The sequence below is a fragment of the Paenibacillus sp. F411 genome (assembly GCF_017582705.1).
Taxonomy (GTDB): Bacteria; Bacillota; Bacilli; order Paenibacillales; family Paenibacillaceae; genus Paenibacillus_AQ; species Paenibacillus_AQ algicola.
The window spans coordinates 238410-263849 of record NZ_JAGFIP010000001.1 but is presented as its reverse complement, the minus strand read 5'-3'; the positions used below and the strand labels follow the sequence as shown (position 1 = coordinate 263849).

General features: G+C 51.8%; 28 protein-coding genes and 1 other RNA gene. 11 read left to right on the top strand and 18 right to left on the bottom strand.

The features are described from left to right. Nucleotides 1-63 precede the first annotated feature (63 nt). Together JJQ72_RS01175 and JJQ72_RS01170 are read right to left on the bottom strand one after the other, a co-directional pair. The gene (locus JJQ72_RS01175) at nucleotides 64-849 is read right to left on the bottom strand and encodes a pseudouridine synthase (RefSeq protein WP_208202453.1); all 786 of its coding nucleotides are present in this window, start codon (nucleotides 847-849) and stop codon (nucleotides 64-66) included. Next, nucleotides 846-2540: an RsmB/NOP family class I SAM-dependent RNA methyltransferase gene (locus JJQ72_RS01170; protein ID WP_208202452.1), complete on the bottom strand. Its 1695-nt coding sequence runs from the start codon at nucleotides 2538-2540 to the stop codon at nucleotides 846-848. The genes JJQ72_RS01175 and JJQ72_RS01170 overlap by 4 nt, the downstream gene beginning before the upstream one ends. A gap of 178 nt (nucleotides 2541-2718) precedes the next feature. Between JJQ72_RS01170 and JJQ72_RS01165 the strand changes: the two genes are divergently transcribed. Together JJQ72_RS01165 and JJQ72_RS01160 are read left to right on the top strand one after the other, a co-directional pair. Beyond that, complete coding sequence (locus JJQ72_RS01165; RefSeq protein WP_138226326.1) at nucleotides 2719-3240, top strand: thioredoxin family protein; 522 nt, start codon at nucleotides 2719-2721, stop codon at nucleotides 3238-3240. Further along, nucleotides 3240-3689 (top strand): PCYCGC motif-containing (lipo)protein, encoded by a 450-nt coding sequence (locus JJQ72_RS01160; RefSeq protein ID WP_208202451.1) that lies wholly within the window; start codon nucleotides 3240-3242, stop codon nucleotides 3687-3689. Before JJQ72_RS01165 ends, JJQ72_RS01160 begins: the two co-directional genes overlap by 1 nt. A gap of 122 nt (nucleotides 3690-3811) precedes the next feature. Here JJQ72_RS01160 and JJQ72_RS01155 read toward each other — a convergent pair whose 3' ends face one another. From JJQ72_RS01155 to JJQ72_RS01145, 3 genes are read right to left on the bottom strand one after another with little or no spacing between them, the layout of a single operon-like run. Continuing rightward, entirely contained in the window at nucleotides 3812-4282 is a 471-nt protein-coding gene (locus JJQ72_RS01155; RefSeq protein ID WP_138226328.1) for a DUF309 domain-containing protein, read from the bottom strand. Next, nucleotides 4275-5093, bottom strand: a complete 819-nt coding sequence (yjbM, locus tag JJQ72_RS01150; RefSeq protein WP_138226329.1) for a GTP diphosphokinase — start codon at nucleotides 5091-5093, stop codon at nucleotides 4275-4277. Before yjbM ends, JJQ72_RS01155 begins: the two co-directional genes overlap by 8 nt. A 28-nt stretch (nucleotides 5094-5121) precedes the next feature. Then, nucleotides 5122-6216, bottom strand: coding sequence for a quinone-dependent dihydroorotate dehydrogenase (locus tag JJQ72_RS01145; protein ID WP_175415425.1), 1095 nt, complete (start codon nucleotides 6214-6216; stop codon nucleotides 5122-5124). 188 nt (nucleotides 6217-6404) lie between these two features. On the opposite strand from JJQ72_RS01145, the gene JJQ72_RS20615 reads away from it, so the two are divergent. Then, a complete protein-coding gene (locus JJQ72_RS20615; protein WP_267900153.1) occupies nucleotides 6405-6536 on the top strand; it encodes a hypothetical protein in 132 nt (43 codons plus the stop codon). 24 nt (nucleotides 6537-6560) lie between these two features. Here the strand turns inward: JJQ72_RS20615 and JJQ72_RS01140 are convergent, their stop codons facing one another. The 3 genes from JJQ72_RS01140 to JJQ72_RS01130 form a co-directional block, all read right to left on the bottom strand. Next, nucleotides 6561-7985 (bottom strand): L,D-transpeptidase, encoded by a 1425-nt coding sequence (locus JJQ72_RS01140; protein WP_208202450.1) that lies wholly within the window; start codon nucleotides 7983-7985, stop codon nucleotides 6561-6563. 180 nt (nucleotides 7986-8165) lie between these two features. Then, nucleotides 8166-8405, bottom strand: coding sequence for a ferredoxin (locus JJQ72_RS01135; protein ID WP_208202449.1), 240 nt, complete (start codon nucleotides 8403-8405; stop codon nucleotides 8166-8168). A 150-nt stretch (nucleotides 8406-8555) separates the two neighbouring features. Further along, nucleotides 8556-9893 carry a DNA polymerase IV gene (locus tag JJQ72_RS01130; protein WP_138227808.1) on the bottom strand — a complete coding sequence of 446 codons (1338 nt, stop codon included), beginning with the start codon at nucleotides 9891-9893 and terminating at the stop codon, nucleotides 8556-8558. 216 nt (nucleotides 9894-10109) lie between these two features. On the opposite strand from JJQ72_RS01130, the gene cimA reads away from it, so the two are divergent. Continuing rightward, entirely contained in the window at nucleotides 10110-11729 is a 1620-nt protein-coding gene (gene cimA / locus JJQ72_RS01125) for a citramalate synthase (protein WP_208202448.1), read from the top strand. 67 nt (nucleotides 11730-11796) lie between these two features. Here the strand turns inward: cimA and JJQ72_RS01120 are convergent, their stop codons facing one another. After that, entirely contained in the window at nucleotides 11797-12351 is a 555-nt protein-coding gene (locus JJQ72_RS01120; RefSeq protein ID WP_208202447.1) for a TlpA disulfide reductase family protein, read from the bottom strand. A 103-nt stretch (nucleotides 12352-12454) separates the two neighbouring features. On the opposite strand from JJQ72_RS01120, the gene JJQ72_RS01115 reads away from it, so the two are divergent. After that, a complete protein-coding gene (locus JJQ72_RS01115; RefSeq protein ID WP_208202446.1) occupies nucleotides 12455-12961 on the top strand; it encodes a Mov34/MPN/PAD-1 family protein in 507 nt (168 codons plus the stop codon). A gap of 4 nt (nucleotides 12962-12965) precedes the next feature. On the opposite strand, the gene JJQ72_RS01110 is transcribed toward JJQ72_RS01115, so the two are convergent. The 3 genes from JJQ72_RS01110 to JJQ72_RS01100 are packed head-to-tail and all read right to left on the bottom strand — an operon-like array spanning nucleotide 12966 to nucleotide 16219. Next, entirely contained in the window at nucleotides 12966-13706 is a 741-nt protein-coding gene (locus JJQ72_RS01110; protein WP_138226335.1) for an exonuclease domain-containing protein, read from the bottom strand. Further along, the gene (locus tag JJQ72_RS01105; RefSeq protein ID WP_208202445.1) at nucleotides 13703-14782 is read right to left on the bottom strand and encodes a DUF294 nucleotidyltransferase-like domain-containing protein; all 1080 of its coding nucleotides are present in this window, start codon (nucleotides 14780-14782) and stop codon (nucleotides 13703-13705) included. Before JJQ72_RS01105 ends, JJQ72_RS01110 begins: the two co-directional genes overlap by 4 nt. Nucleotides 14783-14824: 42 nt before the next feature. After that, nucleotides 14825-16219 (bottom strand): ammonium transporter, encoded by a 1395-nt coding sequence (locus tag JJQ72_RS01100; RefSeq protein WP_138226337.1) that lies wholly within the window; start codon nucleotides 16217-16219, stop codon nucleotides 14825-14827. 314 nt (nucleotides 16220-16533) lie between these two features. Here JJQ72_RS01100 and JJQ72_RS01095 point away from each other — a divergent pair, with 314 nt between their 5' ends. Next, the gene (locus JJQ72_RS01095; RefSeq protein ID WP_233281010.1) at nucleotides 16534-16983 is read left to right on the top strand and encodes a MerR family transcriptional regulator; all 450 of its coding nucleotides are present in this window, start codon (nucleotides 16534-16536) and stop codon (nucleotides 16981-16983) included. 25 nt (nucleotides 16984-17008) lie between these two features. Next, entirely contained in the window at nucleotides 17009-17686 is a 678-nt protein-coding gene (locus JJQ72_RS01090) for a zinc metallopeptidase (RefSeq protein WP_138226338.1), read from the top strand. Nucleotides 17687-17889: 203 nt separating this feature from the next. Here JJQ72_RS01090 and gltC read toward each other — a convergent pair whose 3' ends face one another. Beyond that, entirely contained in the window at nucleotides 17890-18816 is a 927-nt protein-coding gene (gene gltC / locus JJQ72_RS01085; RefSeq protein ID WP_138226339.1) for a glutamate biosynthesis transcriptional regulator GltC, read from the bottom strand. A 60-nt stretch (nucleotides 18817-18876) separates the two neighbouring features. Further along, nucleotides 18877-19497, bottom strand: coding sequence for a rhomboid family intramembrane serine protease (locus tag JJQ72_RS01080; protein WP_208202444.1), 621 nt, complete (start codon nucleotides 19495-19497; stop codon nucleotides 18877-18879). A gap of 117 nt (nucleotides 19498-19614) precedes the next feature. Here JJQ72_RS01080 and tpx point away from each other — a divergent pair, with 117 nt between their 5' ends. After that, a complete protein-coding gene (gene tpx / locus JJQ72_RS01075; protein WP_138226341.1) occupies nucleotides 19615-20133 on the top strand; it encodes a thiol peroxidase in 519 nt (172 codons plus the stop codon). A gap of 70 nt (nucleotides 20134-20203) precedes the next feature. On the opposite strand, the gene JJQ72_RS01070 is transcribed toward tpx, so the two are convergent. The 3 genes from JJQ72_RS01070 to JJQ72_RS01060 all read right to left on the bottom strand — a co-directional run bounded on the left by JJQ72_RS01070 (nucleotide 20204) and on the right by JJQ72_RS01060 (nucleotide 21818). After that, nucleotides 20204-20596 carry a DUF1499 domain-containing protein gene (locus tag JJQ72_RS01070; RefSeq protein ID WP_138226342.1) on the bottom strand — a complete coding sequence of 131 codons (393 nt, stop codon included), beginning with the start codon at nucleotides 20594-20596 and terminating at the stop codon, nucleotides 20204-20206. A 182-nt stretch (nucleotides 20597-20778) separates the two neighbouring features. Beyond that, nucleotides 20779-20970, bottom strand: a non-coding RNA gene (gene ssrS / locus JJQ72_RS01065) — 6S RNA. Nucleotides 20971-21011: 41 nt separating this feature from the next. After that, nucleotides 21012-21818: a YesL family protein gene (locus tag JJQ72_RS01060; protein WP_138226343.1), complete on the bottom strand. Its 807-nt coding sequence runs from the start codon at nucleotides 21816-21818 to the stop codon at nucleotides 21012-21014. A 171-nt stretch (nucleotides 21819-21989) separates the two neighbouring features. On the opposite strand from JJQ72_RS01060, the gene JJQ72_RS01055 reads away from it, so the two are divergent. Then, complete coding sequence (locus JJQ72_RS01055) at nucleotides 21990-22115, top strand: YjcZ family sporulation protein (protein WP_138226344.1); 126 nt, start codon at nucleotides 21990-21992, stop codon at nucleotides 22113-22115. A 70-nt stretch (nucleotides 22116-22185) separates the two neighbouring features. Here the strand turns inward: JJQ72_RS01055 and cshA are convergent, their stop codons facing one another. After that, nucleotides 22186-23808 (bottom strand): degradosome RNA helicase CshA, encoded by a 1623-nt coding sequence (cshA, locus tag JJQ72_RS01050; RefSeq protein ID WP_208202443.1) that lies wholly within the window; start codon nucleotides 23806-23808, stop codon nucleotides 22186-22188. A gap of 288 nt (nucleotides 23809-24096) precedes the next feature. Between cshA and JJQ72_RS01045 the strand changes: the two genes are divergently transcribed. Together JJQ72_RS01045 and JJQ72_RS01040 are read left to right on the top strand one after the other, a co-directional pair. After that, complete coding sequence (locus tag JJQ72_RS01045; protein WP_138226346.1) at nucleotides 24097-24918, top strand: YitT family protein; 822 nt, start codon at nucleotides 24097-24099, stop codon at nucleotides 24916-24918. A 152-nt stretch (nucleotides 24919-25070) separates the two neighbouring features. Continuing rightward, nucleotides 25071-25274, top strand: coding sequence for a hypothetical protein (locus tag JJQ72_RS01040; RefSeq protein ID WP_175415301.1), 204 nt, complete (start codon nucleotides 25071-25073; stop codon nucleotides 25272-25274). The last annotated feature ends 166 nt before the right edge of the window (nucleotides 25275-25440 follow it).

Sequence of the window (25440 nt, the reverse complement as noted above, 5' to 3'; positions counted from 1 at the left end):
CCATGTTATAGGGAAGCCGCCGGTTTGCCAAGAGCTTTGCAGACTGTACTGCAAAACGCAGGCTTAGTCCTGAGCTCGTCCCAGCAGCTCCAGCTCTGCAGAGGTCAGCTCCCGGTAGGTGCCAAGGGCAAGCGCTTCGTCCAGACGGAGGCTGCCCATAGAAATTCGCTTCAAGTACACGACCTTCTTACCGACGGCCTCAAACATGCGCTTGACCTGGTGGAACTTCCCTTCATGAATAGTCAGGGAAATATGGCTTTTCACCCCATCAGCCTCATCTTCCCGGGACAGAATCTTCAGCTCTGCCGGCAGCGTGGTATACCCGTCATCCAGCGTAACACCTTCTCTGAACCGGATCACATCCTCTTCATCCACATTCCCCTGTACATAGGCCTCGTAGGTCTTGGGCACATGCTTCTTGGGTGAGAGCAGCTCATGGGCGAGCTGCCCATCATTCGTAATCAGCAGGAGTCCCACTGTATCCTTATCCAGCCTTCCTACCGGGAACGGCTGCAGCCAGCGGTCATCCTGGCTCAAGAGGTCGATGACAGTCTTGTCACGCTTGTCCTCCGTGGCAGAGATTACACCCTGCGGCTTGTTCATCATCAGATACATGTACTCGCGGTAATGAACCCGTTCGCCCTGTACTTCAAGGATATCCCTATGCGGATCGACCTGCATGCCAGGGTCCTTGACCGCAGCGTTGTTGACGACAATCATGCCTTGCTTGACCATTTTTTTGATGTCGGCTCGGGAGCCCCAGCCCATATTGGACAACACCTTGTCCAGGCGCTGCGTTGATTTGCCCTTGCCCGTGCCTTTGCCTTTGCTGTTCTGCTTGGAGCTCATGCAGATGTCCACCTCCATGCTGCCGGATATTCGTTCTTCAGGATGCCGGACTGCCATTTTCCCCAGCCAGCCGAGCAGCCGTCAATCGTGACCAGGACATATCCCTTTGGCTCATCTGACGAGAAGTCAGGGCTGTGCACCCGACCGGCTGCTATTTCCAGCGTTTCCCCCTTCAAATACCTAACCGCTTCTCCGCTGTCTGAGGTCAGGTTAATAACTCGGCGTGCTTCCTCCGGCTGCAAAGCCGCAGCCAACGGGTGGGATGGCTGAAACCGTCCATGCTTGACACTGCCCACATACCAGCCAGCGCGCACCACCTTCAGTCCCTGCAGCCGCTCCTCAGGAAGCGGGGAGAGATACAGATGCTGTCCGTGAAGCCTTAAATAACCGTGATATTCCTCCCAGCTGAGGTTGTCAGAAATAAAGCGCTGGAGCAGACCCTCGGCCTCTTCCCGCCCGATCTCCGTTCCCGTGTCCTGCTTCAGCACTCGCTCTGACCCGCGTCCACCCTTGAAGCCTCGTCTTCCTCCTGGGTCCATGCCTGCGCTTGCTCCGCGCCGATGCTTAGCCTCCGGCCTGGTACTAGCGTGGATAGACTCCAGCCGTTTCTGGCGGCGCTCTCCTCCAGCCTGAAGCGTCATGGATAGCTGCCCCTTGGAGATCCCCGTCACTGGCAAGGAAAGACGGTATCCTTCCTCACGGTGCGAAGCTCCCGCCATCTCCGGTAACTCCTTGCTTAGCACAGCCATAAAATGTCCCTCCCCTTTGACACGGTGCGGCCACAGCCGCAAGGTCTTCGAGATTTCTGCCATCCATGCAGCATCGCCCGCCGCATCGGGACCGGCTTCTTCCAGGCCATGCTCTGAAAGCCACTGACTTTCTCCCTCGGAGAACCAGGGGGCTTCTGTCCCTGCTTTGGAGAGAAGGGAAAATTCAGGGTGGTGCTTCAGAAAGACGGCAATCATTCCTTCATTCTCTTCGGGAGAAAAGGTGCAGGTAGAGTATACCATCGTTCCGCCCGGAGCCAGCATACGGGCTGCCGATTCCAGAATCTCCTTCTGCATGGCGGCATACTTCCGTGGAGAATCCTCCGTCCAATGCCTCAGCATATCCTCATCCTTGCGGAACATGCCTTCGCCGGAGCAGGGAGCGTCGATCAGTATTTTGTTAAAATATTCAGGAAATGAAGCCGCAATGGCCTCTGGCGCTTCATTCAGTACAACCGCATTGCGCACGCCATAGAGCTCTATATTTTTGGCCAGCGCTTTCGTTCGTTCGGGGTGCAGATCATTGGTGACCAGATGTCCCCTCCCTGCCAGCTTGGCTGCAATCTGCGTAGATTTTCCGCCAGGCGCGGCGCATAAATCCAGCACGCGGTCACCAGGCTCTACATTCAACAGCTCTACCGGCGCCATGGCGCTCGGCTCCTGAATGTAATACATCCCGGCATGGTAATAGGGATGCAGGCCGGGACGCACGCCTTCCCCTGTATAAAAGCCGGTCTCACACCACGGAATCGGGGTCAGAGCGAATGGAGACTGCTTCTGAAATGCCTCCCGGCTAATCTTCAATGTATTGACACGGAGACCCCCAAGAGGCGTATCGTTATACGAGCTCTGAAATTGTTCGAAGTCATCTCCCAGCAGACTTTTCATTTTTGCATCGAAAGCGCTCGGTCGTTGTGGAGCCATAGCATTACCTGCCTGTTCGTTAGTTTTGTATTCATCGGCTGCAGCTTTACCTCGTTCATGAAATTGTCGAAGCCAAACAGCTTTAAATTGTACCGCAGTCCTCTTGATTATTGTATAATAAATTACGTTTCTAGGGGACATGCCCTGATTGCATGTCGATCATATAGGGGGTGAGTGTTTGAAGCGCAAGAAGAACTATATCGGCCTGTACGTATTTGCAGGCATATTGATTGTATTAATCGGTTTATTGGCTTTCCTGAACACTCAAGGCGAAGCAAGCGCGCTGTATGGCGGCAAGAAGGTAGCGGAGCTCAATCCGGCAACGAAAGCCCAGCTGGAGGATCCCAACTACCAGCAGATCATTCTTCCAGATCAGCTTAGCAAGAAGGAAGCCGCAGCAGAGAGCTATTATGTATACTTCTTCTCCTCGACCTGCCCTGCCTGCAAAGCCACAACACCGGAGCTGATGCCGCTCGCGCAGGATCTTGGCGTAACGCTGCATCAATATAATCTCCAGGAATTTCAGGAGGGCTTCAGACAGTATAATATCGAATATACGCCAACCCTTGTCTTTTTCGAGAATGGCAAAGAGAAGGATCGCCTGGTCGGGGGCATCACCACAGAGAATCTGGCCGAAGGCAACAGCGCGGAGAACTTCAAAGATTTCCTGGAGAAGCACAAAGGGAGCGTAAAGGAATAATGGCCGCTCGATCCTGGCTCGCCGCCAGTGTTCTAGCTGCGTTGCTGCTGTCCGGATGCGCTGGGGTCGGGAAGGATAATCACGATTCCCATAGCCATGGTGCCCATTCGGAGAACTATGAAATCACGGCTTCCTATGACATCATGCCGCAGCTCATTTCAGTATATACGGATAACACTCAGGCTGCCTACGGAGACGTTGGTGCTTTGAAAGAGATCCTGAAGGAAATGAAGTGCTATTGCGGCTGTATGGAGGATAATGACCATGATTCGCTGCTCCGCTGCTTCGTCGCGGACGAGCGTGAAGAAGGCATTCAATGGAGTGATCATGGTGCACTATGCGGAATCTGCCTCAGTGAGCTTCAAGATGTCAAGCGCCTGCACGGAGAAGGGAAGACCGTGGAGGAGATCCGTTCCTTCATCGATAAGAAATACCACGGCAGTACCTAAGCATTCACTATAGAATCTGAATCAGACTGTCCCGGATCGAATAAGACCGGGGCAGTTTTTGTGTTGTCAACAAAAACAGCAGCGTTCGCTCCTTCCCCGGCCGCTGCTGCCCTCGCGCTCATCTATTCAGCTCCATGCTGCTTGTGCTTCAGCTCATGCTTCGCAGAACGTTGAGGTCCTCTTCGCTGCGGTACATTGGGCTGGATCTCCGGCGCAGTCCTCTCAACCTGCTCCTGCAGGAGCGGATCGGCGATCAGAATGGTCAAATCTCGATAGGGAAACGGCTGCTCTCTGTATCGCTCCAGCTGAGCGGCATAGTGCTCAATCTCCTTATAGAGCATATCCATCCGGATGCCGAGCTCCCGATCAGCCAGCCCCGTGAGGCGGCTGACCGCGTAGCGCATCATCTTGGACGCCCCCGGGATGTTCCCATTTCGGAAATGATACAGGCTGACGGCAACCTGCAGCAGCCCCTTGTATCTGGGATCCTTATCTTTGGCCAGCCAAAGCTCCTCAAGAACCTCGTGGCATTCAAAATAATCCCGGTCCCGGTTGAAATAAATTAGATACGCAGCATACAGCGAATCATACATCCTGCTCCTCCACACCCCGCTTCGCCAGGGAGAGCAGTGCTTTCACTTCTCCAAGCAGCTCCTTGATCGCTTCTACATCCTGATCCGGATTTTGCCAGATCTCATTGAACCGCTCCTGATAGTCAATCGCCTCATTGACCAGATGATAGAAATACAGCTGATGAATTGCCTTGAGAAGCTGAGAAGTAATATTGGAATTGTCCTCAAACTGCTTCTGCGCCTCCAGAATCTCTTCCCGGATGCTGGACATTTCATTATCCAGGGTATTCGCTGCTTCTGCCGCCTTCTTCAGGCGCAGCCGAATCTCCTCAGGCAGACTCTCCCGGTATTTATAGCTCAAGGAGTGCTCAATGGTTGCCCAGAAATTCATTGCGAGCGTCCGGATCTGGATTTCAGCCAGCACATTTTTCTGTCCCAGCGCCGTCTGCACAGGATATTCCACGATCATATGGAAGCTGCGATACCCGCTTTCCTTATAGTTCGTAATGTAATCCTTCTCAAACAGCACCTTGAGATCCTTTCTTGCACGTATATAAACAGCAACCCGGCGGATATCCTCTACGAACTGACACATAATCCGGATTCCGGCGATATCCTCAATGCCGGTCTCCAGCTGATCCATAGGTACCTGCAGGCGCTTGGCCTTTTCCAGAATGCTTGAAATTTTCTTGATACGCCCTGTTACAAACTCAATCGGCGCATATTCTTCTCGTTTTTTCAGCTCTGAGCGCATGGTCTTGAATTTGACCTTCAATTCTTCAACTGCCTGCTCATAAGGCTGTAAAAATGTTCCCCAGTCTCTGCCGTCCATCGCCTAGCCTCCTGTCTTTGCCCTTAGCTTAGCGGTGCTTCGCTCCGACTGCCTCGGAAATATGCGTGTATCCATCACGCTTTAAGAGCTGCTGCAGTCCGGCATGAAGCCTCCGGTTCACCTCGGGCCCTTCGTAGATGAGCGCAGTGTAAATTTCCACCAGGCTCGCGCCCGCTTTGATCTTGTCATACGCATCCTCCGCCGTAAATATACCGCCGGAGCCAATAATAGGCAGTTTGCCTTCTGTCTGCTGATAAATCAAAGAAATGATTTCCGTAGACCGCTCCTTCAGCGGCTTGCCGCTCAAGCCTCCGGTCTCCTTCGCATTGGGATGTGACAGACCTTCCCTTGACAGCGTCGTATTACTCGCAATAATTCCGGATACCCCGCTGCGGGAGATTGTGTCTACCATAAATTCCAGTTCATCCTGACTGACGTCCGGAGCGATCTTCACGAGCACGGGCTTGCTTGTGCCATAAACCTCAGCCTGACGCCCCATCTCCTGCTTGACTGCCTCCAGAAGCGAGGAAAGCTCACTGCCATGCTGCAGACTGCGAAGGTCCGGCGTATTCGGCGAGCTGATATTAACCACAAAAAAATCTCCGTAAGGATACAGCTCACGGATACAAGTCTCATAATCCCGGTTGGCCTCTTCATTCGGCGTTGTCTTGTTCTTTCCGATATTGACGGCAATCGGAATTCGTCGCTCCTGAAGCTGCTTCAGCCTGCCGGCCATAGCCGCCGCTCCCTCATTGTTGAACCCCATCCGGTTAATGAGTGCTTCATCCTCCGGAAGCCGGAACAATCGAGGCAGCTCATTGCCGCTTTGTCCCTTCGGGGTCACCGTGCCGACCTCCATAAAGCCGAAACCGATGGAAGAGAAGCCTCTCACGGCCTTAGCGTTCTTATCCAGGCCAGCAGCGAGCCCCACCGGTGTCGGAAAGTGAATTCCCCATAAATCAACCGCCAGATCAGATGTTTCACGCACTCCGTACATGGTCCTCATCGCAGCTTCCGCTCCCGGCAGCGCCATACTCTTGGCGAGCCCGTCCACGACGAGATGATGAGCCTTTTCAGGGTCCATCTTGAAAAAAATCGGTTTGCCTACGTTGCGGTACAGCACATCCATTCTTCCTCTCCAGGCTTTCTGTTCTCTACCCTCCAGTTTATCGCTTTCTGCATAAAAAAGAAAGTTCTTTACGCCCTGCTCTGCTCCTTCCAGCGCCTGACCAGCATGGCATTTCCAATGCGAATCCTTTACAATGTAAAGACAATCCTTCATGAATCATGATTAGAAAGAGAGGAATAGACATGTCCGTTAAACGCAGCAAGCCCACCCTGAAGCAGAAGAAAGAAGAAGTGAACAAAAAAGCCGTTCTATGGATCGGAGTCAGCCTTACTCTGCTCATTGTGCTTATCGTATTTCTGATTATCCTGCTGTGATGCTTGCACTTATCATCTCATGAATCAATCCAGCCACACATAAGTCTTGCTGGGATTGCCCTGCCCGGAGGAGCGCTTCAGCGCGAAGCGCTCCTCTGAGGTGAGATCAAGATCCGGGAGCAGTCCCTCTCCAATCTTCACCTCTGTCCCCATCGGTACGAGATCAAACAGCTCTTCAACATCCTCTGTGAGCATCCGGATACAGCCCTCGGACACGTTGGCCCCGATGCTGTCGACGTCCGCCGTTCCGTGAATGGCATAATTCGTATCCGACAGCTGCATCCCCCGGGTTCCATACACTCCATTGCCCGTGCCGTTCGGGTTAATCACCTTATCCGCAATGCGGAACGTCCCTAAAGGTGTCTTATTGCTCTCGCCAAGCCCCACCTTATAGCTGCGGAGAATGACATCTCCGCTGACTACAGCAAGCCGGTGCTGCTTCCGGTCAATGACAACCCTAAGCATCTCCCTAAAAAAAGGAGCACCATCCGGCGATGAGCCCAGCAGTCCTGGCATCTTCTCCAGCATGGCCAGCTCAGTGGATGCTCCCTGTCTTTCCGCTCTTGCTTTAGTCACGGAACCGTTGACATCTGTATACACTTTATATAGTTCTTCCAGCTTATCGGACGAGCCTGCGAGCCAATTCTCGGGAAAAGGACCACTCAGCTCCTTCAATTCCTTCGGCAGTCTGCCTTTTGCTGTATAGAAGCTGTCCAGCGCACTGGCCAGCACCGCCTGATTCAGCTGGTTCTCACTCCATTTTACGGCCAGCTCCTTCAATGTACCGCCCTCCAGAGGGCCGCAGTCACAGTTTGCACCATCTCCCTGCAGAGGTGTCACTGTAATTCCGCCTCCCTCCATCACCTTCACACCGTACAACAGAGGCATCTGATCCGACCACAGCTTCCACGTCCCGGCCTGCTTCATACCCAGAACGACGCTGCTTTCCGGCAGCTCGGAGGGCTTCTGAAACAGAGAGGACAGTCCTCCTTGTCCCTCAGCATCACTTCCGGCAGCCGTAAACAGAGGGCCTTCAGCTTCAGGTTTCTCTTCGCCCGCGCGAGACTCTGCTTCCGCTAACGCAGAAAGCTTCTCCCCCGAATCCAGCTCCTCCTTCGCCCAGCTGTCCATGCTCCATTCCGGGGCCGCCGCTGACGGGACCAGAAACAGCAGAAATAAGGCTAGTGCGAGCGCCGCACGTCTGATGCTGCCCACCCGCTTTTCTCTCTGCTGCTCCTCTTGCAGCAGCTTTTGCTGATAATTTTTCCAAATGTCAGCCGGCACTTTACTGTGCTCGAAGGCCTCGTAAACCTCTTCAGCCCGGTTAAAGCAGAAGTTGGCTTTTCCATGCTCACCATGACGCTCATAGTCCTTGCCCAGCAGGTACCATGCCATCTTATTATCGGGATGACTTTCGACATATCGCTTGAGATGTACCGATTCACTCATGAAATTCCTCCGTCAATCGAAGTTGCGTTTATCGCTATTGCGACTTATATACTCTCTATATCGGCAGCTTGAAACCATCTCTTCAGAAAAATAAAGAAACGTCCTCTGCCCCTGGGGCAAAAGACGTCTCCACAATGATCGTTATGATTGCTCTTCTAGCAGCCGGTTCAGGTCAAGAGCTTATTCCGCGTTGAATGGCTCGTCCGCGATTCGGATGGAATCTGTCGGGCAGCCGTCGCACGCATCTTCGATATCCTCATACATGTCTTCAGGAATTTCTGTCAGACCGCGGTTGTTGTCACCCTCGTAAATCACTTCAGCCAGGCCCTCATCATCATAATCGTAAATGTCGGGTGCTGTGGCTCCACAAGCGCCGCATGCAATGCAGGTATCTTTATCTACCCATGTAAACTTCGCCATAGTTCTCTGCCTCCTGTATATCTAAAACGTACTCCGGTGCTTGCAAGCATCAGATCTTGAGCACCAACTATATAGTATAGTAATACAAATGATTCGATAACACAAATGGTTTTCCGGCTTTTCCGGAGTTTTCCGACAAAAATAGTTGCATTAATCTGGATCGTGCCATTCCTTCATTTCAGTCTCGTTCCGGGCTGACTTTTCACGATCCCGCTTCCTGTCCGCAAAATCCATTTGCAGGGAGGTTCCCCGAAGCTTGTGATTTCGGATCAAAGAGGATGGATCATCTCCCAGCATCCCGGCGGTAAGCACCGCGCTCTCCCCGAATTTGTCTCGCAGCTCATCCATGACCCGGGTTAACGATTCTTTGCGCGGCTGCTGTTCATAATCAAACAGATCCAGCTGAATGGCAGAGTGTATGCGCGGTGCAAGCTGCTGCAGCGTAATGCCGAGCAGCCTCAGCGGACGGCCATCCTGCCAATGCCTATCGTACAATGTACAGGCTTCCCGGTAGATGTCTTCTGTATTCTCCGTAGGACCTGGAAACAGCTTGGAACGGGTGAGTGTCTTCATATCCGGTGTGCGCAGTGTAATCTGGATGCCGGAGGCCATCAGCTCCTGCCGGCGAAGCCGCCTTGCGACCTGATCTGCCAGATTGAGAAACACCTTACGGGCCTGTTCAGGGGTCGTTATATCCGCCGGCAGCGTTGTCGTATGACCGATGGATTTGCTCTGCTCCCGTTCTCCCTGGACCGGGGAATGATCCAGCCCATTCGCAGCCTGCTTCATCCAGCGTCCGTTCACACCAAACGCTCCTGTCAAGAGCTCTTCCTTCGCTGCCGCCAGCTGACCGATCGTCCGGATATTCAGCTTTGCCAGCTTCTCGGCCGTCTTCACGCCAATGCCAAACAGATCAGCGCAGGGCCGTCCCCACAGCATTTTCGGAACATCCCGGATTCTCATCACGGTTATGCCGTTCGGCTTCTTGATGTCCGACCCCATCTTGGCCAGCAGCTTATTCGGAGCCACTCCAATAGAGCAGGGCAGCGACAGCTCCTCCTGAATTCTCTGCTGAATTTCCCGGGCAATGTCGAGCGGCGTACCGAATTGCTTCGAGCCTGTGATATCGAGGTAGCACTCATCAATGGAGGTGGCCTCCAGCAGCGGTGTGTACTCATAGGCAATGCTCATAAATGCTTTGGAATATTTACGATATAAATCAAAATCCGGCTTAATCAAAATGAGGTCAGGATCCAGCTTCAGCGCTTGGCGCACTGTCATGCCAGTGGCAATGCCCTTCGCCCGGCTGGCATAGGAGCAGGTAACCACAATACCCTTGCGCAGCTCCATGCTGCCTGCAACAGCCGTCGCCTTGCCCCGGAATTTTCCCGGCTCCTCTGCCTCGTGCACCGAGCAGTAAAAAGCATTCATATCCACATGCAAAATAACCCTGCCGCTCACCGGATAAAAATCGGTAATATTGGACACCATTAAACCCTTCTTTTTCATACCATATTATGAACCGAGTCCTCATCTTATACCTGCAGGAAGCTCGCTGCCCTTAGCTTAACCTTCCCCCATTATCCGGTCAAGAAACAGGCTGAGCCTAAATTTACATTTCTTTGTCCCTTTAAGGCCAAGAAGTGCTATAATGACAACATTATATATTAGGCGGTCCATCGGCGGACTTATAAGGAGGACATCATGTCTAAGTCTATCTCCATTTTTGACACGACGCTTCGCGACGGCACACAAGGCGAAGGAATCAGCTTCTCAGCGGACGACAAAATCAAAATCGCACGGAAGCTTGACGCTCTTGGTGTTCACTATATAGAAGGCGGCATTCCGGGAAGCAACAGTAAAGACATCGAGTTTTTCAGAAGAGCAAAGGATCTGGGCCTCTCCTCCAAAATCACGGCTTTCGGCAGCACCCGGCGCAAGGGGATGGCAGCCGAGCATGACGCTAATCTGAAGTGTATTTTGGAATCTGGCGCGCAGGCCGCTACACTCGTCGGTAAATCGTGGGATTTCCATGTGCATACTGCGCTCCAGACGACACTGGAAGAGAATCTTGCCATGATTTATGATTCCATAGCCTACCTGAAGACCAGCGGGCTGGAGGTCATCTTCGATGCAGAGCATTTTTTTGATGGATACAAGAACAACCCGGAGTATGCGGTTTCAGTCCTGAAGAAAGCCCGTGAAGCCGGGGCAGACTGGCTGGTGATGTGTGACACGAACGGCGGCACACTGCCGCACGAGGTGCATGGCATTGTAACATCTTTGAATACAGAGCTGCCGGGAGCACCGCTCGGCATCCATACCCATAATGACTGCGAGCTGGCGGTTGCGAATACGCTCAGTGCCGTTCAAGCCGGTGTCACACAGGTGCAAGGCACAATGAACGGATATGGCGAGCGCTGCGGCAATGCCAATCTCTGCTCCATCATTCCGAACCTGCAGCTAAAGATGGGCTATCAGGTCATCGGCGATGACAGCATCACCAACCTGACAAGCACGGCCAGATATATTAACGAGATTGCCAATGTAAACATGCCGGTCAATCAGCCTTATGTCGGCAACGCCGCTTTCGCGCACAAGGGCGGCATCCATGTCTCTGCCATCATGCGGGACTCCAGAACGTATGAGCACATCGCTCCGGAGCTCGTTGGCAACAAGCAGCGAATCCTCGTTTCCGAGCTTGCAGGACAGAGCAACATCGTCTCGAAAGCTCAGGATATGGGCCTTAGCTTCGATCCCAGCAGCGAGCAGGCGAAGAATGTCATCTCCAAGATCAAGGATCTGGAGCATCAGGGCTATCAATTCGAAGGAGCAGACGCCTCCCTTGAGCTTCTGCTGCGGGAAGCGAATGGCGAGGTCCATGAGCTGTTCACGTTCGAATCGTTTAAAATGCTGGTCGAGAAAACGGCAGGACGCCCGGTCGTATCCGAAGCATTCGTCAAAATCAACGTAGCAGGACAGAGCATCTACACGGCCGGAGAAGGCAACGGTCCGGTCAACGCGCTGGACAATGCGCTGCGTAAAGCGCTGGTGCAATATTTCCCGACCCTTACAGATATGCATCTGTCAGATTATAAGGTGCGCGTCCTCGATGATAAAGAAACCACAGCCGCCCGCGTACGCGTGCTGATTGAATCCAAGAACGCTGATCAATCGTGGAACACCGTAGGCGTATCCGGCAACGTTATTGAAGCGAGCTGGGAGGCACTTGTAGACAGTATGCGTTACGCGCTGATCGGACAAATGTCCCCGGAGCTGCAGGAAGGCGAAGCCCTTCCCCGCCAGGGCATCGTGAATCACTAAATAGTGCTGTCATACAAACATGGCATTGCCGCAATCCAGGGCAATGCCATGTTTATTCTTGCTTCCATTAAAGAGAGGTGAGCCGCTTTACCTTTTTTCTCAGCTCAGCCGGCTCGGGCAAGCCAACAAGCACCTCTTGGATAACCCCGTTGCGGTCGATGAGAACGCTCGTCGGGAAAGCTTGACCCTTGAAGAGCGCTTCAAACACCTCGGCTTCTTCATCCATCAGAAGCGGGTAGGGAATATTAAATTCGTCGGCAAAGGCGCGGGCTCTTTTTTCCACATCGTATTTGGTCACGTTAATTCCGTAAATGTCCAGCTCCTCAGAGTACTGCCGCGCCAGCTCGATCAGCTCCGGCGTTTCCTGCCGGCAAGGCTCGCACCAGGAGGCCCAAAAATTTATCAAGAGCGCCTTCTCGCGGACGCCTCCGCCAGAGTAGCTCCCTCCGTTCATGCCCTCCAGTGTGAAGGTAGGTGACAGCATGCCGGCTTTAGCTCCCACCTCGACAGGCAGCGGCTGCTCAGTCTTAAACACCGACTGGATCTCGTCACCGGCCTGCTTGTAGATCACAGTTGCTGCCGCTGCAAGGATGACTAACAAAATGATGATATTACGCTTCATGGATCTTTTCCTTTACTGATAGACTTGGTATAGTCCCTATTGTACCCTGAAGGACCCAAGATTCAAACCAGCCCGGCCAAAATCCCGACCCGGAGGTGACGAAATGGCGAACCCATTGAATGGCGGCTGCCGAGATCAGATGATAAGCCTGTCAGTACAAGCCTTTACAGACCTGAAGTCTCACACCCTGCGATGTCAGCCCTTTGAAGCCTGCGGAATCCTGACGGGACCTGATTGTAACCACCTGCAGCAGTTTATTCCCGTCACAAATACTGCAGCCCAGCCGCGCCACCACTTCACACTGGACCCTGCAGCCTGGACCTCCCTTCTCATGAAAAAAGCGCCTGTGCAGGCGCTTTATCACAGCCATCCTTCAAGTCCGCCGCTGCCCTCCATTGAGGATTTGCAGCAGCTGCAGAATTTCGGAGGCTTATTCTCTTCTTATCTTATTGGCTCTCCAGCAGCTAGCAACCATTCGGGGCTTCCGGAGCTGGAGCCCGATCTGGAGCTGGAGCTGAGCGTCTATCGGATCACTCATTCACGCCATGATCAAGCCGCGGTCGGCCGTTCTCTGTGGTCCCTGACTGCAGCCGGGCTTCTCATCACATAGCCGCCTACAGTCGACTCAGATACATATACAAATCTCCCAGCGTACCCACGCCCTCTTCCTCTTGAACCTCTTCAATGTAGGAGGTCCAGAGCCGCGCCGTCATTAAAGCATCCTTTAAGGCATCATGGCGCCCTTCTATCGGAATGCCCGCCTGATGCAGGAGAAGGTCAAGGGAATGCTCCGGAAGGTCTGGATACAGCTGTCTGGCAATCATCATCGTATCCAGCAGCCGGTGCGTGAGGCGAACCTTGGACGTTTTCCACAAGGCGGCATTGAGGAAGGCTTTATCATGCCCTGCCGCATGAGCGATCAGCACCCTGCCCTCTACGAACGCCATGAAATCATGAAGCCCTTCCGTAAGCGGCACCGCATCATCCACCATGGACTGCGTAATGCCGGTCAGCCTTGTAATATCAGATGGCACGGCAGCTCCGCTGTTGACAACCAAATGAAAGCATTGATCCTGCAAAATGGTTGTGCCGAGCGTCTTAACCGCTCCGAAAGACAATATGACGTCTCCGTGCTGATATGAAAAGCCTGTCGTCTCCAGATCAAAAACGACCGTCTCCAGCTCTTTCAGCGGTGTCCCCAGTACCTCAGGCCTGCGCTGATCCCGCATCTGGGATCGGATAAAGGCGATTTGCTGAGCCGAAGGATTTCCACGCATGGAGGCTACCGCCGAATTAAGATCGCCCATGCGCAGTGATTTCCAGAAGCCGGCTCCGGTCTGTCTGGGATCTCTCAACGCCCTTTACGCTCCGCAGCCCGAAGCTCTCTTTGCAGAGAGCGGTGAATTCGGCGCACCACTCCCAAGGTATTTCGAAGATCATACTGTATTTGCTTGTCCTTTAACTGTTCTCTGCTCATATAGCCACTGCTGCTGATAAAGCCCTCTTCCCACTCTGTCTGCGTCTCTGTTCGAAGCTTCAATGCCACCCGGAAAGCATCCTGCACATTTTCCAGCAGCAGGCCGCCTCCTTCCAGCAATATAATTTTTTCAATTCTTCGCCGGGTTGAGGTTTCCACAATGCCCCGCTGCAGTGCCAGCGTGCGGACGCTGTTTACAAGCGGGATGTATACACCGTATTTGACATCAAATCCACCCGCATGCTCTCCAAAGCGCTCCGTCACAATACGCCCCATTACATTCAGGGTCGCCTTATGACGTACGGTATTCCGGAGAAGAGCCGGGATGAGCTCAATGTTCTGATCAATGCAATCTTGAAAATGAGAACACCAGGCCTCCGAAAGCTCCTGTGAGCCGGCGATGTGCCGCAGATCCGAAGCGATAATAAAATACCTCGTAGGCTCCCAGGCATGCTGTGAGCTCCATTGATCCAGCTGCTGCTTCCACTCCGACAGCGTTTTGCGCCACATCGGCTCGGAGCACATCACTTTGCCGCTGCATTTCGGATAACCGGCGGTGACGAGGATGTTCGACAGTACTTCGCCAAATGTCTGAAAATAGCGATTCCCCTCTTCATCCACCTCATCCCCGATAATCATTCCGTTATCCTGATCACTCCACAGCGTAGCTTCTTGCCTTCCGCTGCTCCCGAAGCTAACGAAGGCATAACGGGCAGGAGGCTGGCCGAAGCCAGCCCCTTTCATATGCTCTTCCCCGATATGCACTGCCCGCCGGCCAATCTCATCATGCATGCGGTTGACCTGCTCAATCCATGTATACAAATCCATGAAGGGCTTCTGCTCTAGCAGTCGTTCTTGACAGGCAATCCGCGCCTCTTTCAGTTCCTCCGCCGAGCGGCAGCCTGGAATCTCTTTAAAAGAAAGCTCTGAATGTAATGATGGCAGAGGTTCCATTGACAACCCTCCTCATGAGATGGACTTAATGGCCGAAGGATTCTACAAGGCTGAGCCTTTTGCTCCGGATTCTGAAGCCATTTTCATTTGCTCCGGATATCCGTAGGTTCCGTGCTCGCTCAAATCCAGACCCATCAATTCCTCTTCTTCCGTAACACGCAGACCGGTTGTCATCTTGATCAGATAAAGAATGATAGCAGAGATAATGAGTACGAAGATGAAAGTACCTACCAATCCAAGCAGCTGTACGCCCAGCTGAGTAAAGCCACCGCCGTATACCAGTCCAGCCTGGCCTACGCCTGTAATTTCAACGAGGCGAGGTGCTGCAAAAATACCTGTCGATACCGCGCCCCACATCCCGGCTACACCGTGGACAGAGAATGCGTAAATCGGATCATCCACACCTTTACGCTCAAACCATTGTGCAGAGAAGAAGGCAATTGTACCCGCAACAGCACCGATCACTACCGCAGCCCAAGGCTCAACGAAGGCACAAGCGCCTGTGATTGCTACGAATGCTGCAAGGACACCGTTCAGCATGCTAGGAATGTCTGCTTTACCGAGAACTGCCCAGGAGATAAGCAGGGCGGCAAGTGCACCCGCTGCAGCGGCAATGTTCGTGTTCAGCGCGACAAATCCGAAGAAACCATCCATCAGTGCGGAAATCGTGCTGCCTGGGTTAAAGCCGAACCAGCCGATCCAGATAATCAGTACACCCAGTACGGAGTACACTTGGTTGTGACCAGGAATGCTGTTAGGCTTTCCGTCTTTATTGTATTTGCCAAGACGAGGCTTCAGCATTACTGTAGCCACGAGAGCTGCTGTAGCACCAGTCAAGTGAACGACTGTGGAGCCTGCGAAATCCTGCATGCCCAGCGCGCCTAACCAGCCGCCGCCCCATACCCAGTGAGCCACAATCGGGTAAATCACGATGGAGAACAAGATGCCGAAGATGATGTAGACACTCAGCTTCGCCCGTTCTGCCAAGCCGCCGCAAGCAATAGCGAGCGATACAGCAGCGAAGGATAAATGGAACAGGAACATGATGGTCGTCGGTACATCGAAGGCTGCAAAAGCATCGAAGGATGCGGTTACGTTGTCTCCACTCAGGAAGAACCCTTCAAGACCGAAGAAGCTGTTGCCGTTTCCGAATGCTAAGCCAAAGCCTAGTGCCCAGAAGGAGATAATCGCAATTCCGAAGGTAAGCATTTGCTTACCGGCCACATGGCCTGCATTTTTCATTCTTACCGAGCCAGCTTCCAGAAGTGCGAAGCCTGCCTGCATGAAGAACACGAGTAATGCGGCGAGGAATACGAATACGGAGTTCAGACCCGCCTGCAGCTGCGTGTTACTTGCCGCCTCGTCTGCAAATGCACTTGCCGGAAATGCCAGCATAGCACCTGCTGCTAACAATGAACCAACCCATTTTTTTCTCATTTCAACCACTCCCTTTAGTGTAAGCTTTCCTTACATGATTTGCTGTTAATGTATTATAAACATACACTTTTCAGAATGGCAATGGTTTATTTCAAAAAAAGACGATAAATCCATAGTTTATGTAAGATAATATAACATTAAGTGAAGTGAACAAACCTTACTCCTCCGTTTATATCTATGTAGGGCTTTGAGAAGTATGATTGTAAAGTGTGACTCCGTTCTAAAAAGCATGACGTTTGACTGTACGGTTGGCAATCATGTATCATTCAATTATATAGTAAGTATCATTAAACAAGCCTGCGAGGTGATCATACGTGGGAGAGATTAACGCCTCCAATCAGCTGTTCAGAATCGGGGAACTGGCAAAGGCGGCAGGAATCAGCGAGAGAACGATCGATTACTACACGAAGCTCGGACTGATAACTCCCGAGAAACGGACTGTGAAAAATTACCGGCTGTACAACCCTGAAACTTTAGCCACGCTGCAACGTATCAATCAGTTGAAACAAGAGAAATATACCCTCGAAGAAATCAAGGAAACGCTGGAGCGCTGTTCAATTGTGGAGGATCATGAGGTTTCCGATAAGCTGTCCCAGCTGGAGCTGCAGATTCAGAAGCTTGAACGGGAAGTAAATGAGATCGGTCCCATGCTCCAGGGCATGAAGCCGAACCAGGCCAAGGCGGCTTTATCCAGGATTTTGCCGAAGGGAGCGGCTTGTATGGAGTCGCTGCAAATTTTTCTGAACCATTTTACATCAATGTAAATCAAATTTACTGGAGGAATGACAAATGTATACAGATGGTATGTTTATTCTTATCATCATTGCTTTTATTTTCTCGTTGTGGGCCCAGTTTCGAGTTAAGGGTACCTTCAACAAATGGGCCAAGGTCGAGAATCTCAGAGGGATGACCGGTTATGATGCAGCGCGTCACATGCTGGATGCCAACGGCCTGTACGATGTACCGATTGAGCCGGTTCCCGGAGCACTAAGTGACCACTATGACCCGATCAAGCGTGTCGTTCGCCTCTCCGAGCCGGTCTACTATGAGCGTACGATCTCTGCGGTTTCCGTTGCTTGCCACGAAGTCGGTCACGCTATTCAGCATAAAGTGAGCTATCCGATGCTGGTTGCCCGCCACAAGATGTTTCCGGTCGTAAACTTCGCATCCGGCATTGCACCGTTTCTGTTGATTGCAGGCTTTCTGTTCGGTGCCTTCAACCTAATTGGTCTGGGTATCATTTTCTTCTCGGCCGCCGTTGCTTTCCAGCTTGTAACCCTGCCCGTCGAATTTAACGCAAGTAACCGCGCCCGGGAAATCATGGTCTCCGAAGGCTATATTACGAATGACGAGGAACGCGGTGTAGCTAAGGTTCTGAACGCCGCTGCTCTGACTTATGTCGCTGCAGCCCTGCTGTCCCTCCTGGAGCTCATTCGCTACATTATGATCTTCACGAACCGCGAATAGATCTAACCGAAGCTGCTCTCCTAGACCTACGGGTTTGGAGAGCAGCTTTTTTACGCGTGCAGGGCAGAATATGAAAAGGCGGCGCCAGGAGCAAGCTCTCCGGCACCGCCTCTTATTGTCAGTCATGGTGGTCATGCAGCCCACTCTCCTGCCCGTCCGCACCTTCCTAGGTATCTACTTCATGCCAAGTCACAGGATCACTCCTATGCCTGCCCGGGGAGTTTACCCTCACCCTGTCCTTGGCATAGTCCAAAATAATTCAGCAGGAAGCTGCGGAACACTTGCGCTACGGGCGGCAGCTTCTCATCTGCCCGATGAATCAAACCGATCGAGCGGGTAACCTTCGGCTCTGAGATGCGAACTCTCGCCGGCTGAAGAGGGTTGGTCTGAAATAACGCCATTTCCGGAAGCAGACTGACGCCCATCCCTGCTGCTACAAGTCCACGAATCGTATCTGTCTCTTCTCCCTCAAAAGCAATCTTCGGCGTAAAGCCAGCCTCCAGACAGGCATGCCATACAATCGGCCGCAGCGAGTAGCCCTTGCTGAACAGGATAAAGCGTTCTTCCTTCAGCTGCTCCAGCTTGATCTCTTCTTCTCCGGCCAGCGGATGATTCGGCGGAAGAATCGCAAACAGCTCCTCGGTCAGCATCACATCTCCCTGGATATGATCTTCCCGATCCGGAAATGGAGATACGAAAGCCAGGTCAACCTCGGCTGACAGCACATCCCGAATTAGCGTTGGATACATCCCTTGCTTAAACCTGAATCTGACATTCGGATATCTCTGCTTGAATTCCGCAACGATGGAAGGGATCAGGTGAATGCCCAGGCTGTGAGGAAATCCAATTCGAATCTCCCCCTGCTCCGGGTCCAGAAATTCATGGATTTCTGCCACCGCCCGATCTAGATCCTTCATAATTCCCTCTACCCGCTTGCAGAACAGCTGACCTACTGGCGTCAGCTGAAGATTACGCCCCTTCTGCATGAACAGATTGATTCCGAGCTCCTCCTCCAGCTGATGGATTTGGCGGCTCACGGCGGACTGGGCCACATGCAGCTCCTCTGCGGCCTGGGTAACATGCTCTTTCTGCGCAACCTTGACAAAGTATTGCAACTGTCTTAATTCCACGCTATTTCTCGCTCCATTCTGCATTCCATAAAGCCCATGCTTTTTCCTGTAATTAATCTGTTACATTCGTGACCCTTTAAACAGCCGGAGCATCAATCCATAGATGAAGAAGCCGGTAATGGCACCGCCAAAATGAGCCATCCAGCCGATGCCCGGCATGAACGAGAACACCGCGCCCATGATAAGCAGCGTGTATAGCGTCTTCTTGGAGCTCTCATCCATCTTGTTCTGCTGGAACAAGGCAATATACAGAAGACCCCCGTACACGCCGTAAATGGCACCGGAGGCACCGACCAGCCAGATCACGTCTGATGAGCTCTGTACATAGTAAGCCACGCTAAGCACGTTCCCCATTACACCGCTGAGCAGATAAAGCACGGCATAACGGATACTCCCGAGGATCCGCTCCAGCGGCGGCGCAATGACAAGCAGCGCAAAGCTGTTAAAAAACAGGTGCTCCAAGCCTCCATGAAGAAACATGGAAGCGAAATAGCGCCACCACTCACTCTTGAAAGGTTCTACCACAGCCAGTGCACCGTACTTCAGCTGCGCGTAGACATTATTCGAGCCGCCATCAAAGGTTACGATCAGAAACATGACCAGATTGGCTAGCAGCAGCAGTGAGGTAAACGGGTAATACCGGAGATAGCTCTTATAGCTTTCGTATCGAATAAAGATCATGGAATCCTCCTTCCTGGATGTGCATCAGGACCCCGGGTGGACATCCTTATTTTAAAAAGATTATAATGTACCATGAAACCAATCACCAAACTTTGAATTTCCAAGGAGGAGTTGTACATGGCTCAAGAACGTAAAGATGCTGCGACATTTAAAGGCAATCCTATTACTTTAATAGGCCCCGAGCTGAAGGTAGGCGATCAGGCACCTGATTTCACAGTAAGCAAAAATCTGCTGGAGGAGGTCAGCCTCAAGGATTACGCCGGCAAAATCAAACTGATCAGCGTAGTGCCATCACTGGATACCGGTGTCTGTGACGCTCAAACGCGCCGTTTCAATGAGGAAGCCGCTTCGCTCGGTGAAGACGTTGTCATCCTGACGATCAGTGCTGACCTTCCATTCGCCCAAGCCCGCTGGTGTGGTGCAGCCGGTGTAGAGCAAGTGATCACCCTGTCTGACTATAAGACACGTTCCTTCGGACAAGCGTATGGTGTGCTCATTCAGGAATTCCAGCTGGACATGCGTTCCATCTTCGTGGTGGACCAGAATGACAAGCTTGCCTATGTCGAGTATTTGGCTGAAATGACAGAGCACCCGAACTATGACGCTGCCATGGAAGCCGTCAAGTCGCTGCGCTAGAAGCAGTCATTACCAGGTTACATAACACCTGTAAAAAAGCGGGAGAGCAGCTCTCCCGCTTTTTGCTGTGCTATGCATCAATTCTGTGCTTGGACAATCTTTTGTCCAGTACAGAGAACAATTGTAGAATCACTCGATAATTAGCCCCCAAATCACCCAGGGAGCCCCGGGAAGCCGAATACATATCCACGGCGGAGCGGACGGGATTGATCCCAAGTACGGACACGGTAATATCCAGAGTACGACCGGTCTTGGTTCTTTTCTCGAGAATAATCTCCCCTACCGAAGGGACTTCATGCAGAACCTTGTAGCCGGGAATTTTCTTTAGGTTCGAGGCTACTTCCTCAAAGCATTTTTCTTTAGAAAGATTATAATATCGTGTCTTTAGTTTCGGGTCTTTAGCACGGTCGCTTGTGCCGTCATAACTGCGCACGATACCCACTAGAACTCGTTTGAATGACAAAGACCGTTCCTCCTTTATAAATGACCGTTCCCTTTTCACTCTCTAGTTTACCATTGTTTAGCCTCTCAGCAAACCTTTATTGCTAGGCCGCTGCGTCTTTTCTTCTGTATATATACATTCATGAAAAAGCGCCCCTGCCCTTTATGTCAATAAAAGGAAGAGGCGCCAAAAATTTAATCATAGGAACACCCGCCTATGCCGTCCGGTAACATTGTCTTCGAACCTGCTATAGCAGGTGGGTGATCTCAAAATCGGTTATGAATTCCCCTAGTCATATAGACAGGGCATTTCAGCCGCGATTCAATGTCGATCTCCCTAGACATCGTCATTGGTTCAAAACAACGTAAGTACCGAAACGTACATCGCAGGATGTAAAATCATTATAGGGGTTTTTTGCGAAAAAGTAAACCTTATGTTAACGGGAATCTTTCGATTTCTCGTCCGATTTTACATGCTCCATACTTTCCAGGAGGGCTCGCTCGGCAGATTCCTCTTCTTCCTGCTGCTTCATCCGCTCAGCCTGCTCCTGCATCTTCATATAGGTTCCATAGAAGTTAAAGAACGCAAACACTGCCATGATGCAGAACAAGAAGAATACGAACAGCACAGGAACCCGTATGCCGATAAAGATCAAGAGAGCGCTTCCCACCAGTGTCGAGAAGACGCGGAATGGACGAATCAGGGTTAGCAGCACCGCATTCTTCAGCAGCTGGGTCGACTTCATTTCATAATGGACCGCCATGGAGAAGAAATTGAACAAGGATACGAACAGCACCAGTAGCAGCACGAGCATGACAATGCCTACAAGCTGAAAGCCGTCTCCCATCTGAGTCATGTATACGGTGTAGTCAATGTACATGATCACAAATAACAGAGTGTACACGAAACCGCCAATCATTGCCTGCTTATAATTCTCCTTATAGCCTCTGAAGAAGGTCTTAAACACGGGGACGTCGGGATCGCCCATAACCCACTTTCTGACTACGGTAAACATGGCAGCAGTTGCCGGGAACAAGACGAACGGCGCTAGAATGCCCATAATCCAGTTGGCCAGGATCTGCTCGTTTACAGCGTCCGGCACCTGCACCATCATCATAAATTTAGTCACCAGAAAAAACAAAAACGGTAAAGAGCATAACACCCACAGGATGTTCGTAAACGCGATACGGGTGATCCATTCGGTTATTCTGTATAAGCCCCCCATGGGTCCCTTCATTTCCAAAACCATTTCCTCCTCACTGTCTCATGCATGTACCTACTAATATACCTTATTTTATGTCTCTGTGACCAGAGCCTAAATTGGAAAGACCGGGCTTTCGTCCATACCCGGTAACGCTTTGCTCCATATGATATGGATGTAAACTAACACCACCTTCAAAGGAGTTGAATCTTCATGTCTTGTGTATCCGGAGGTTACGCTGGTGCCGGCGCTTGCGGCTATGGCTACGGCTCAACGGTTGGTATTGTTCTGGTTCTGTTTATCCTGCTCGTTATCATCACTCGCGCATTCTACATCTAAGACGGCAAGAATATAAAGACGGAGCTGACGCCGTAATGGCGCAGCTCCGTCTTTATGTTATTCATTCGACTTAGCTATTGTAGTCGTTGCTGCTCGAGCTCGGTCTGCGGTCATTGTTATACGAGCGTGGCTTGCGATCCCGGTCGCTGCTGCGGTCCCGGTTGTATCCACCCTCACGGGAAGAGGAAGAGCCGCCATCACGGCTATATCCGCCGCTGCTGCTGCCACCGCGGTTGTAGCCTCCACGGCCGCCGCTTCCGCCCTGACCCTGACGATCACGGTTGTATCCGCCTCCGCTGCCTTGGCGATCGCGGTTGTAACCGCCGCTAGGCTTGCGGCCACTGCGAATGTCCGGCTTCCGGCGCTTCACGCGGATCGGATCTTCCGGAGTCAGCTGAACATCAGCTTCCTTCTTGTCATCGCCTGTCAACAGCTTCATAGCCGATGCCAGGAGCTGAACAGAATCATACTGCTCCAGGAGCTGAATCGCCAGACCCTTGTATTCGTTCAATTCACCATTTTCCACCATTTCAAGCACACGCTCTGCCGTTACACGCTGTTTGCCTTCAATCGCCTCAGCCATCGTTGGCAGCGGCTTGCGAGGGATGCGGTGACGGGTTACACGCTCGATGAAACGGAGATGATCAATTTCACGCGGCGTTACAAAAGACCACGCTGTTCCCTCTTTGCCGGCACGGCCCGTACGTCCAATACGGTGTACATAGCTTTCCGGATCCTGCGGAAGGTCAAAGTTGACAACGTGCGATACGCCGGAAACATCCAGTCCACGCGCTGCAACGTCGGTAGCTACCAGGACGTCAATGCTTCCGTCGCGGAATTTGCGCATAACCGTGTCACGCTGATGCTGTGACAGATCACCGTGCAGTCCATCAGCAGAGTAACCGCGCTTCTGCAGCGCTTCAGCCAGCTCATCAACCCGGCGCTTCGTGCGTCCGAATACGATCGCGAGATCCGGGGACTCCATATCGATCAGGCGGCTTAGTGCTTCGAACTTCTGGCGCTCAGGAACTTCAATGTAAGCTTGATCAATCAGAGGTGCGCTAACATGCTTCGGAATAACCGATACATGCTCAGGGTCCTTCAGGAATTGCTGAGCCAGCTTGTGGATATTCGGAGGCATGGTCGCCGAGAACAGCAGCGTCTGACGCTCCTCCGGCACCAGCTTCAGGATGGACTGGATGTCATCCATGAAGCCCATGTCCAGCATTTCATCCGCTTCGTCCAGGACAACGGTCTGAACATCATCCAGGCGAATGGTCTTACGATTAATATGATCCAGCAAACGACCCGGCGTTCCGATAATAATCTGCGGCTTCTTCTTCAGTGCACGGATCTGACGGCCGATATCCTGGCCTCCGTAGATTGGCAGGCTGCGAATTCCCTTGAAGCGGGACAGCTTTCCAATTTCTTCAGCAACCTGGATCGCCAGCTCACGGGTTGGTGTCATAACGAGAGCGACAATACGCTCCTCTTCACGCTGAATCTTGGAAATGAGGGGCAATCCGAATGCTGCGGTCTTTCCGGTACCGGTCTGTGCTTGACCAATCATATCCCGTCCGGCCAAAGCAATCGGAATCGACTGGGATTGAATCGGAGTGGCTTCTTCAAAGCCAAGCTCGGTAATTGCCTGAAGCACGCGGGGCTCCAGACCAAAATCTGCAAATGTTTTCAATAGGTTCATACTCCTTCTATCTAGTGGACATCCCACTTTCTTCTCTGTATTCTTAAGTAGCGGTGACTTGTTTAGGCTTTCCCGGCCCGCAGGATTTTCTGCATGAGGGTTGACCATAATTTATTACTGCCGAAATACAAGGTCGGCTAATGTATAATCATCCTGATAAGCGTGCAAAGTTTTCTTAGTAATCATCTACTCAAGAATATCCAATACAGTATATCACACATTGATGAAGGAATACCAGCCGCATCCATAATGTCATACTAACTACCGAGGTGAGTACTTATGATCAAAGCCCTTTGGACATACATATCCATCATTACCGGGGCTGTCGTTATTGCCTGCGGCTTTAACCTGTTTCTGATCCCCCACCACCTGCTCAGCGGAGGCGTATCCGGGGTAGCCATGCTGATCGGCTACTTCTCTCCGCTGAATATCAGCGTGATGTATTTTGTGATCAACATTCCTATCCTGATTGCAGGCTGGATCAAGCTCGGCAAACGTTTTGTCGGACTCAGCATGCTGTCTGTTGCCATTGTTACGGTACTGCTGGAATTCATACCCGTGCAGTCCGTTGCCTCTGATATGCTGCTGTCCTCCGTGTTCGGCGGTCTGCTCGTCGGCTTCGGTGCAGGTGTGTCTTTCCGGGCAGGCGGCTCTACGGGCGGCTTTGATGTCATCGGCTCCATCGTGACCCGATACCGGGACTTCCCAGTGGGCAGCGTGCTCGTCGGCATGAACACGCTGGTAATTCTGGCTGTCGCTTACTTGGAGAATGACTGGAATCTTGCGCTCGCCTCCATGCTGTCGATGTACGTCACTGGACGCGTGATTGACTTCATTTACATCAATAACATCAAAGTCACCGTCTTCATCGTCACAGACCGGACGGAGGAGCTGCTCTCGAAGCTGCTGCAAAGGCCGCGCGGGGTGACGCGGATCAAGACTCAGGGTGCCTTCAGCCATAAGGAAAAAGACATGCTCATGACTGTCACCACCCGCTACGAGCTGGCGGAGCTCAAAATTATTATTAAAGAAACTGATCCGGAGGCCTTTGTGAACATTGTAGAAACCGTTGGGGTGATGGGACAATTTCGCCGGGGTTAATCATGAAGTTGTTAAAAGAATTAGACTTTGTGGTATAATACGAGTGCGCAGCTCCTACAATATGGATAGGCTGCTCTTCCAAGATTACAGCCGCATTTGCTTTTCCGTTTACTAAGAAGATCCTGCCTGGCCTCACAAAAAGGAAGGAAAGGGTGATTTTTGTGGAAATGGAAACGGTCAAATTGTCAGAAATCGTCTTGAAATGGTTTCCGGAGATGATGCCCTTTTTTAACCAGAGTGAGCTCAATTTCCGGATTGTCCTCCGCGACGGCTTAAGGATTCTTGAAGAAGAAGACGCTCTTGAAATTATTCAGTACAGCATTTGTGAGCAACAGAATCAAGCTCTGCTTCATTAACGATATCGGCCCGCAGCATACATGCTTCGGGAGAGAACCAGAAATGCCGCCCTCCTGCTTCTTAATGGATGGCGGCATTTTTTTGTATTCCTTTTTTTAGATGCATATCCATCTATTGGTAGGTTAGCGTTTGAAGCCCTTCAATTTCGTTTAAAAAAGTGAGGTA

Bases quoted from the DNA above. Each gene is read 5' to 3' on its own strand.
- JJQ72_RS01175 (WP_208202453.1), bottom strand. From the start codon at position 849: ATGAGCTCCAAGCAGAACAGCAAAGGCAAAGGCACGGGCAAGGGCAAA.
- JJQ72_RS01170 (WP_208202452.1), bottom strand. From the start codon at position 2,540: ATGGCTCCACAACGACCGAGCGCTTTCGATGCAAAAATGAAAAGTCTG.
- JJQ72_RS01160 (WP_208202451.1), top strand. From the start codon at position 3,240: ATGGCCGCTCGATCCTGGCTCGCCGCCAGTGTTCTAGCTGCGTTGCTG.
- JJQ72_RS01155 (WP_138226328.1), bottom strand. From the start codon at position 4,282: ATGTATGATTCGCTGTATGCTGCGTATCTAATTTATTTCAACCGGGAC.
- yjbM (WP_138226329.1), bottom strand. From the start codon at position 5,093: ATGGACGGCAGAGACTGGGGAACATTTTTACAGCCTTATGAGCAGGCA.
- JJQ72_RS20615 (WP_267900153.1), top strand. From the start codon at position 6,405: ATGTCCGTTAAACGCAGCAAGCCCACCCTGAAGCAGAAGAAAGAAGAA.
- JJQ72_RS01140 (WP_208202450.1), bottom strand. From the start codon at position 7,985: ATGAGTGAATCGGTACATCTCAAGCGATATGTCGAAAGTCATCCCGAT.
- JJQ72_RS01135 (WP_208202449.1), bottom strand. From the start codon at position 8,405: ATGGCGAAGTTTACATGGGTAGATAAAGATACCTGCATTGCATGCGGC.
- cimA (WP_208202448.1), top strand. From the start codon at position 10,110: ATGTCTAAGTCTATCTCCATTTTTGACACGACGCTTCGCGACGGCACA.
- JJQ72_RS01120 (WP_208202447.1), bottom strand. From the start codon at position 12,351: ATGAAGCGTAATATCATCATTTTGTTAGTCATCCTTGCAGCGGCAGCA.
- JJQ72_RS01115 (WP_208202446.1), top strand. From the start codon at position 12,455: ATGGCGAACCCATTGAATGGCGGCTGCCGAGATCAGATGATAAGCCTG.
- JJQ72_RS01105 (WP_208202445.1), bottom strand. From the start codon at position 14,782: ATGGAACCTCTGCCATCATTACATTCAGAGCTTTCTTTTAAAGAGATT.
- JJQ72_RS01100 (WP_138226337.1), bottom strand. From the start codon at position 16,219: ATGAGAAAAAAATGGGTTGGTTCATTGTTAGCAGCAGGTGCTATGCTG.
- JJQ72_RS01090 (WP_138226338.1), top strand. From the start codon at position 17,009: ATGTATACAGATGGTATGTTTATTCTTATCATCATTGCTTTTATTTTC.
- JJQ72_RS01080 (WP_208202444.1), bottom strand. From the start codon at position 19,497: ATGATCTTTATTCGATACGAAAGCTATAAGAGCTATCTCCGGTATTAC.
- tpx (WP_138226341.1), top strand. From the start codon at position 19,615: ATGGCTCAAGAACGTAAAGATGCTGCGACATTTAAAGGCAATCCTATT.
- JJQ72_RS01055 (WP_138226344.1), top strand. From the start codon at position 21,990: ATGTCTTGTGTATCCGGAGGTTACGCTGGTGCCGGCGCTTGCGGCTAT.
- JJQ72_RS01045 (WP_138226346.1), top strand. From the start codon at position 24,097: ATGATCAAAGCCCTTTGGACATACATATCCATCATTACCGGGGCTGTC.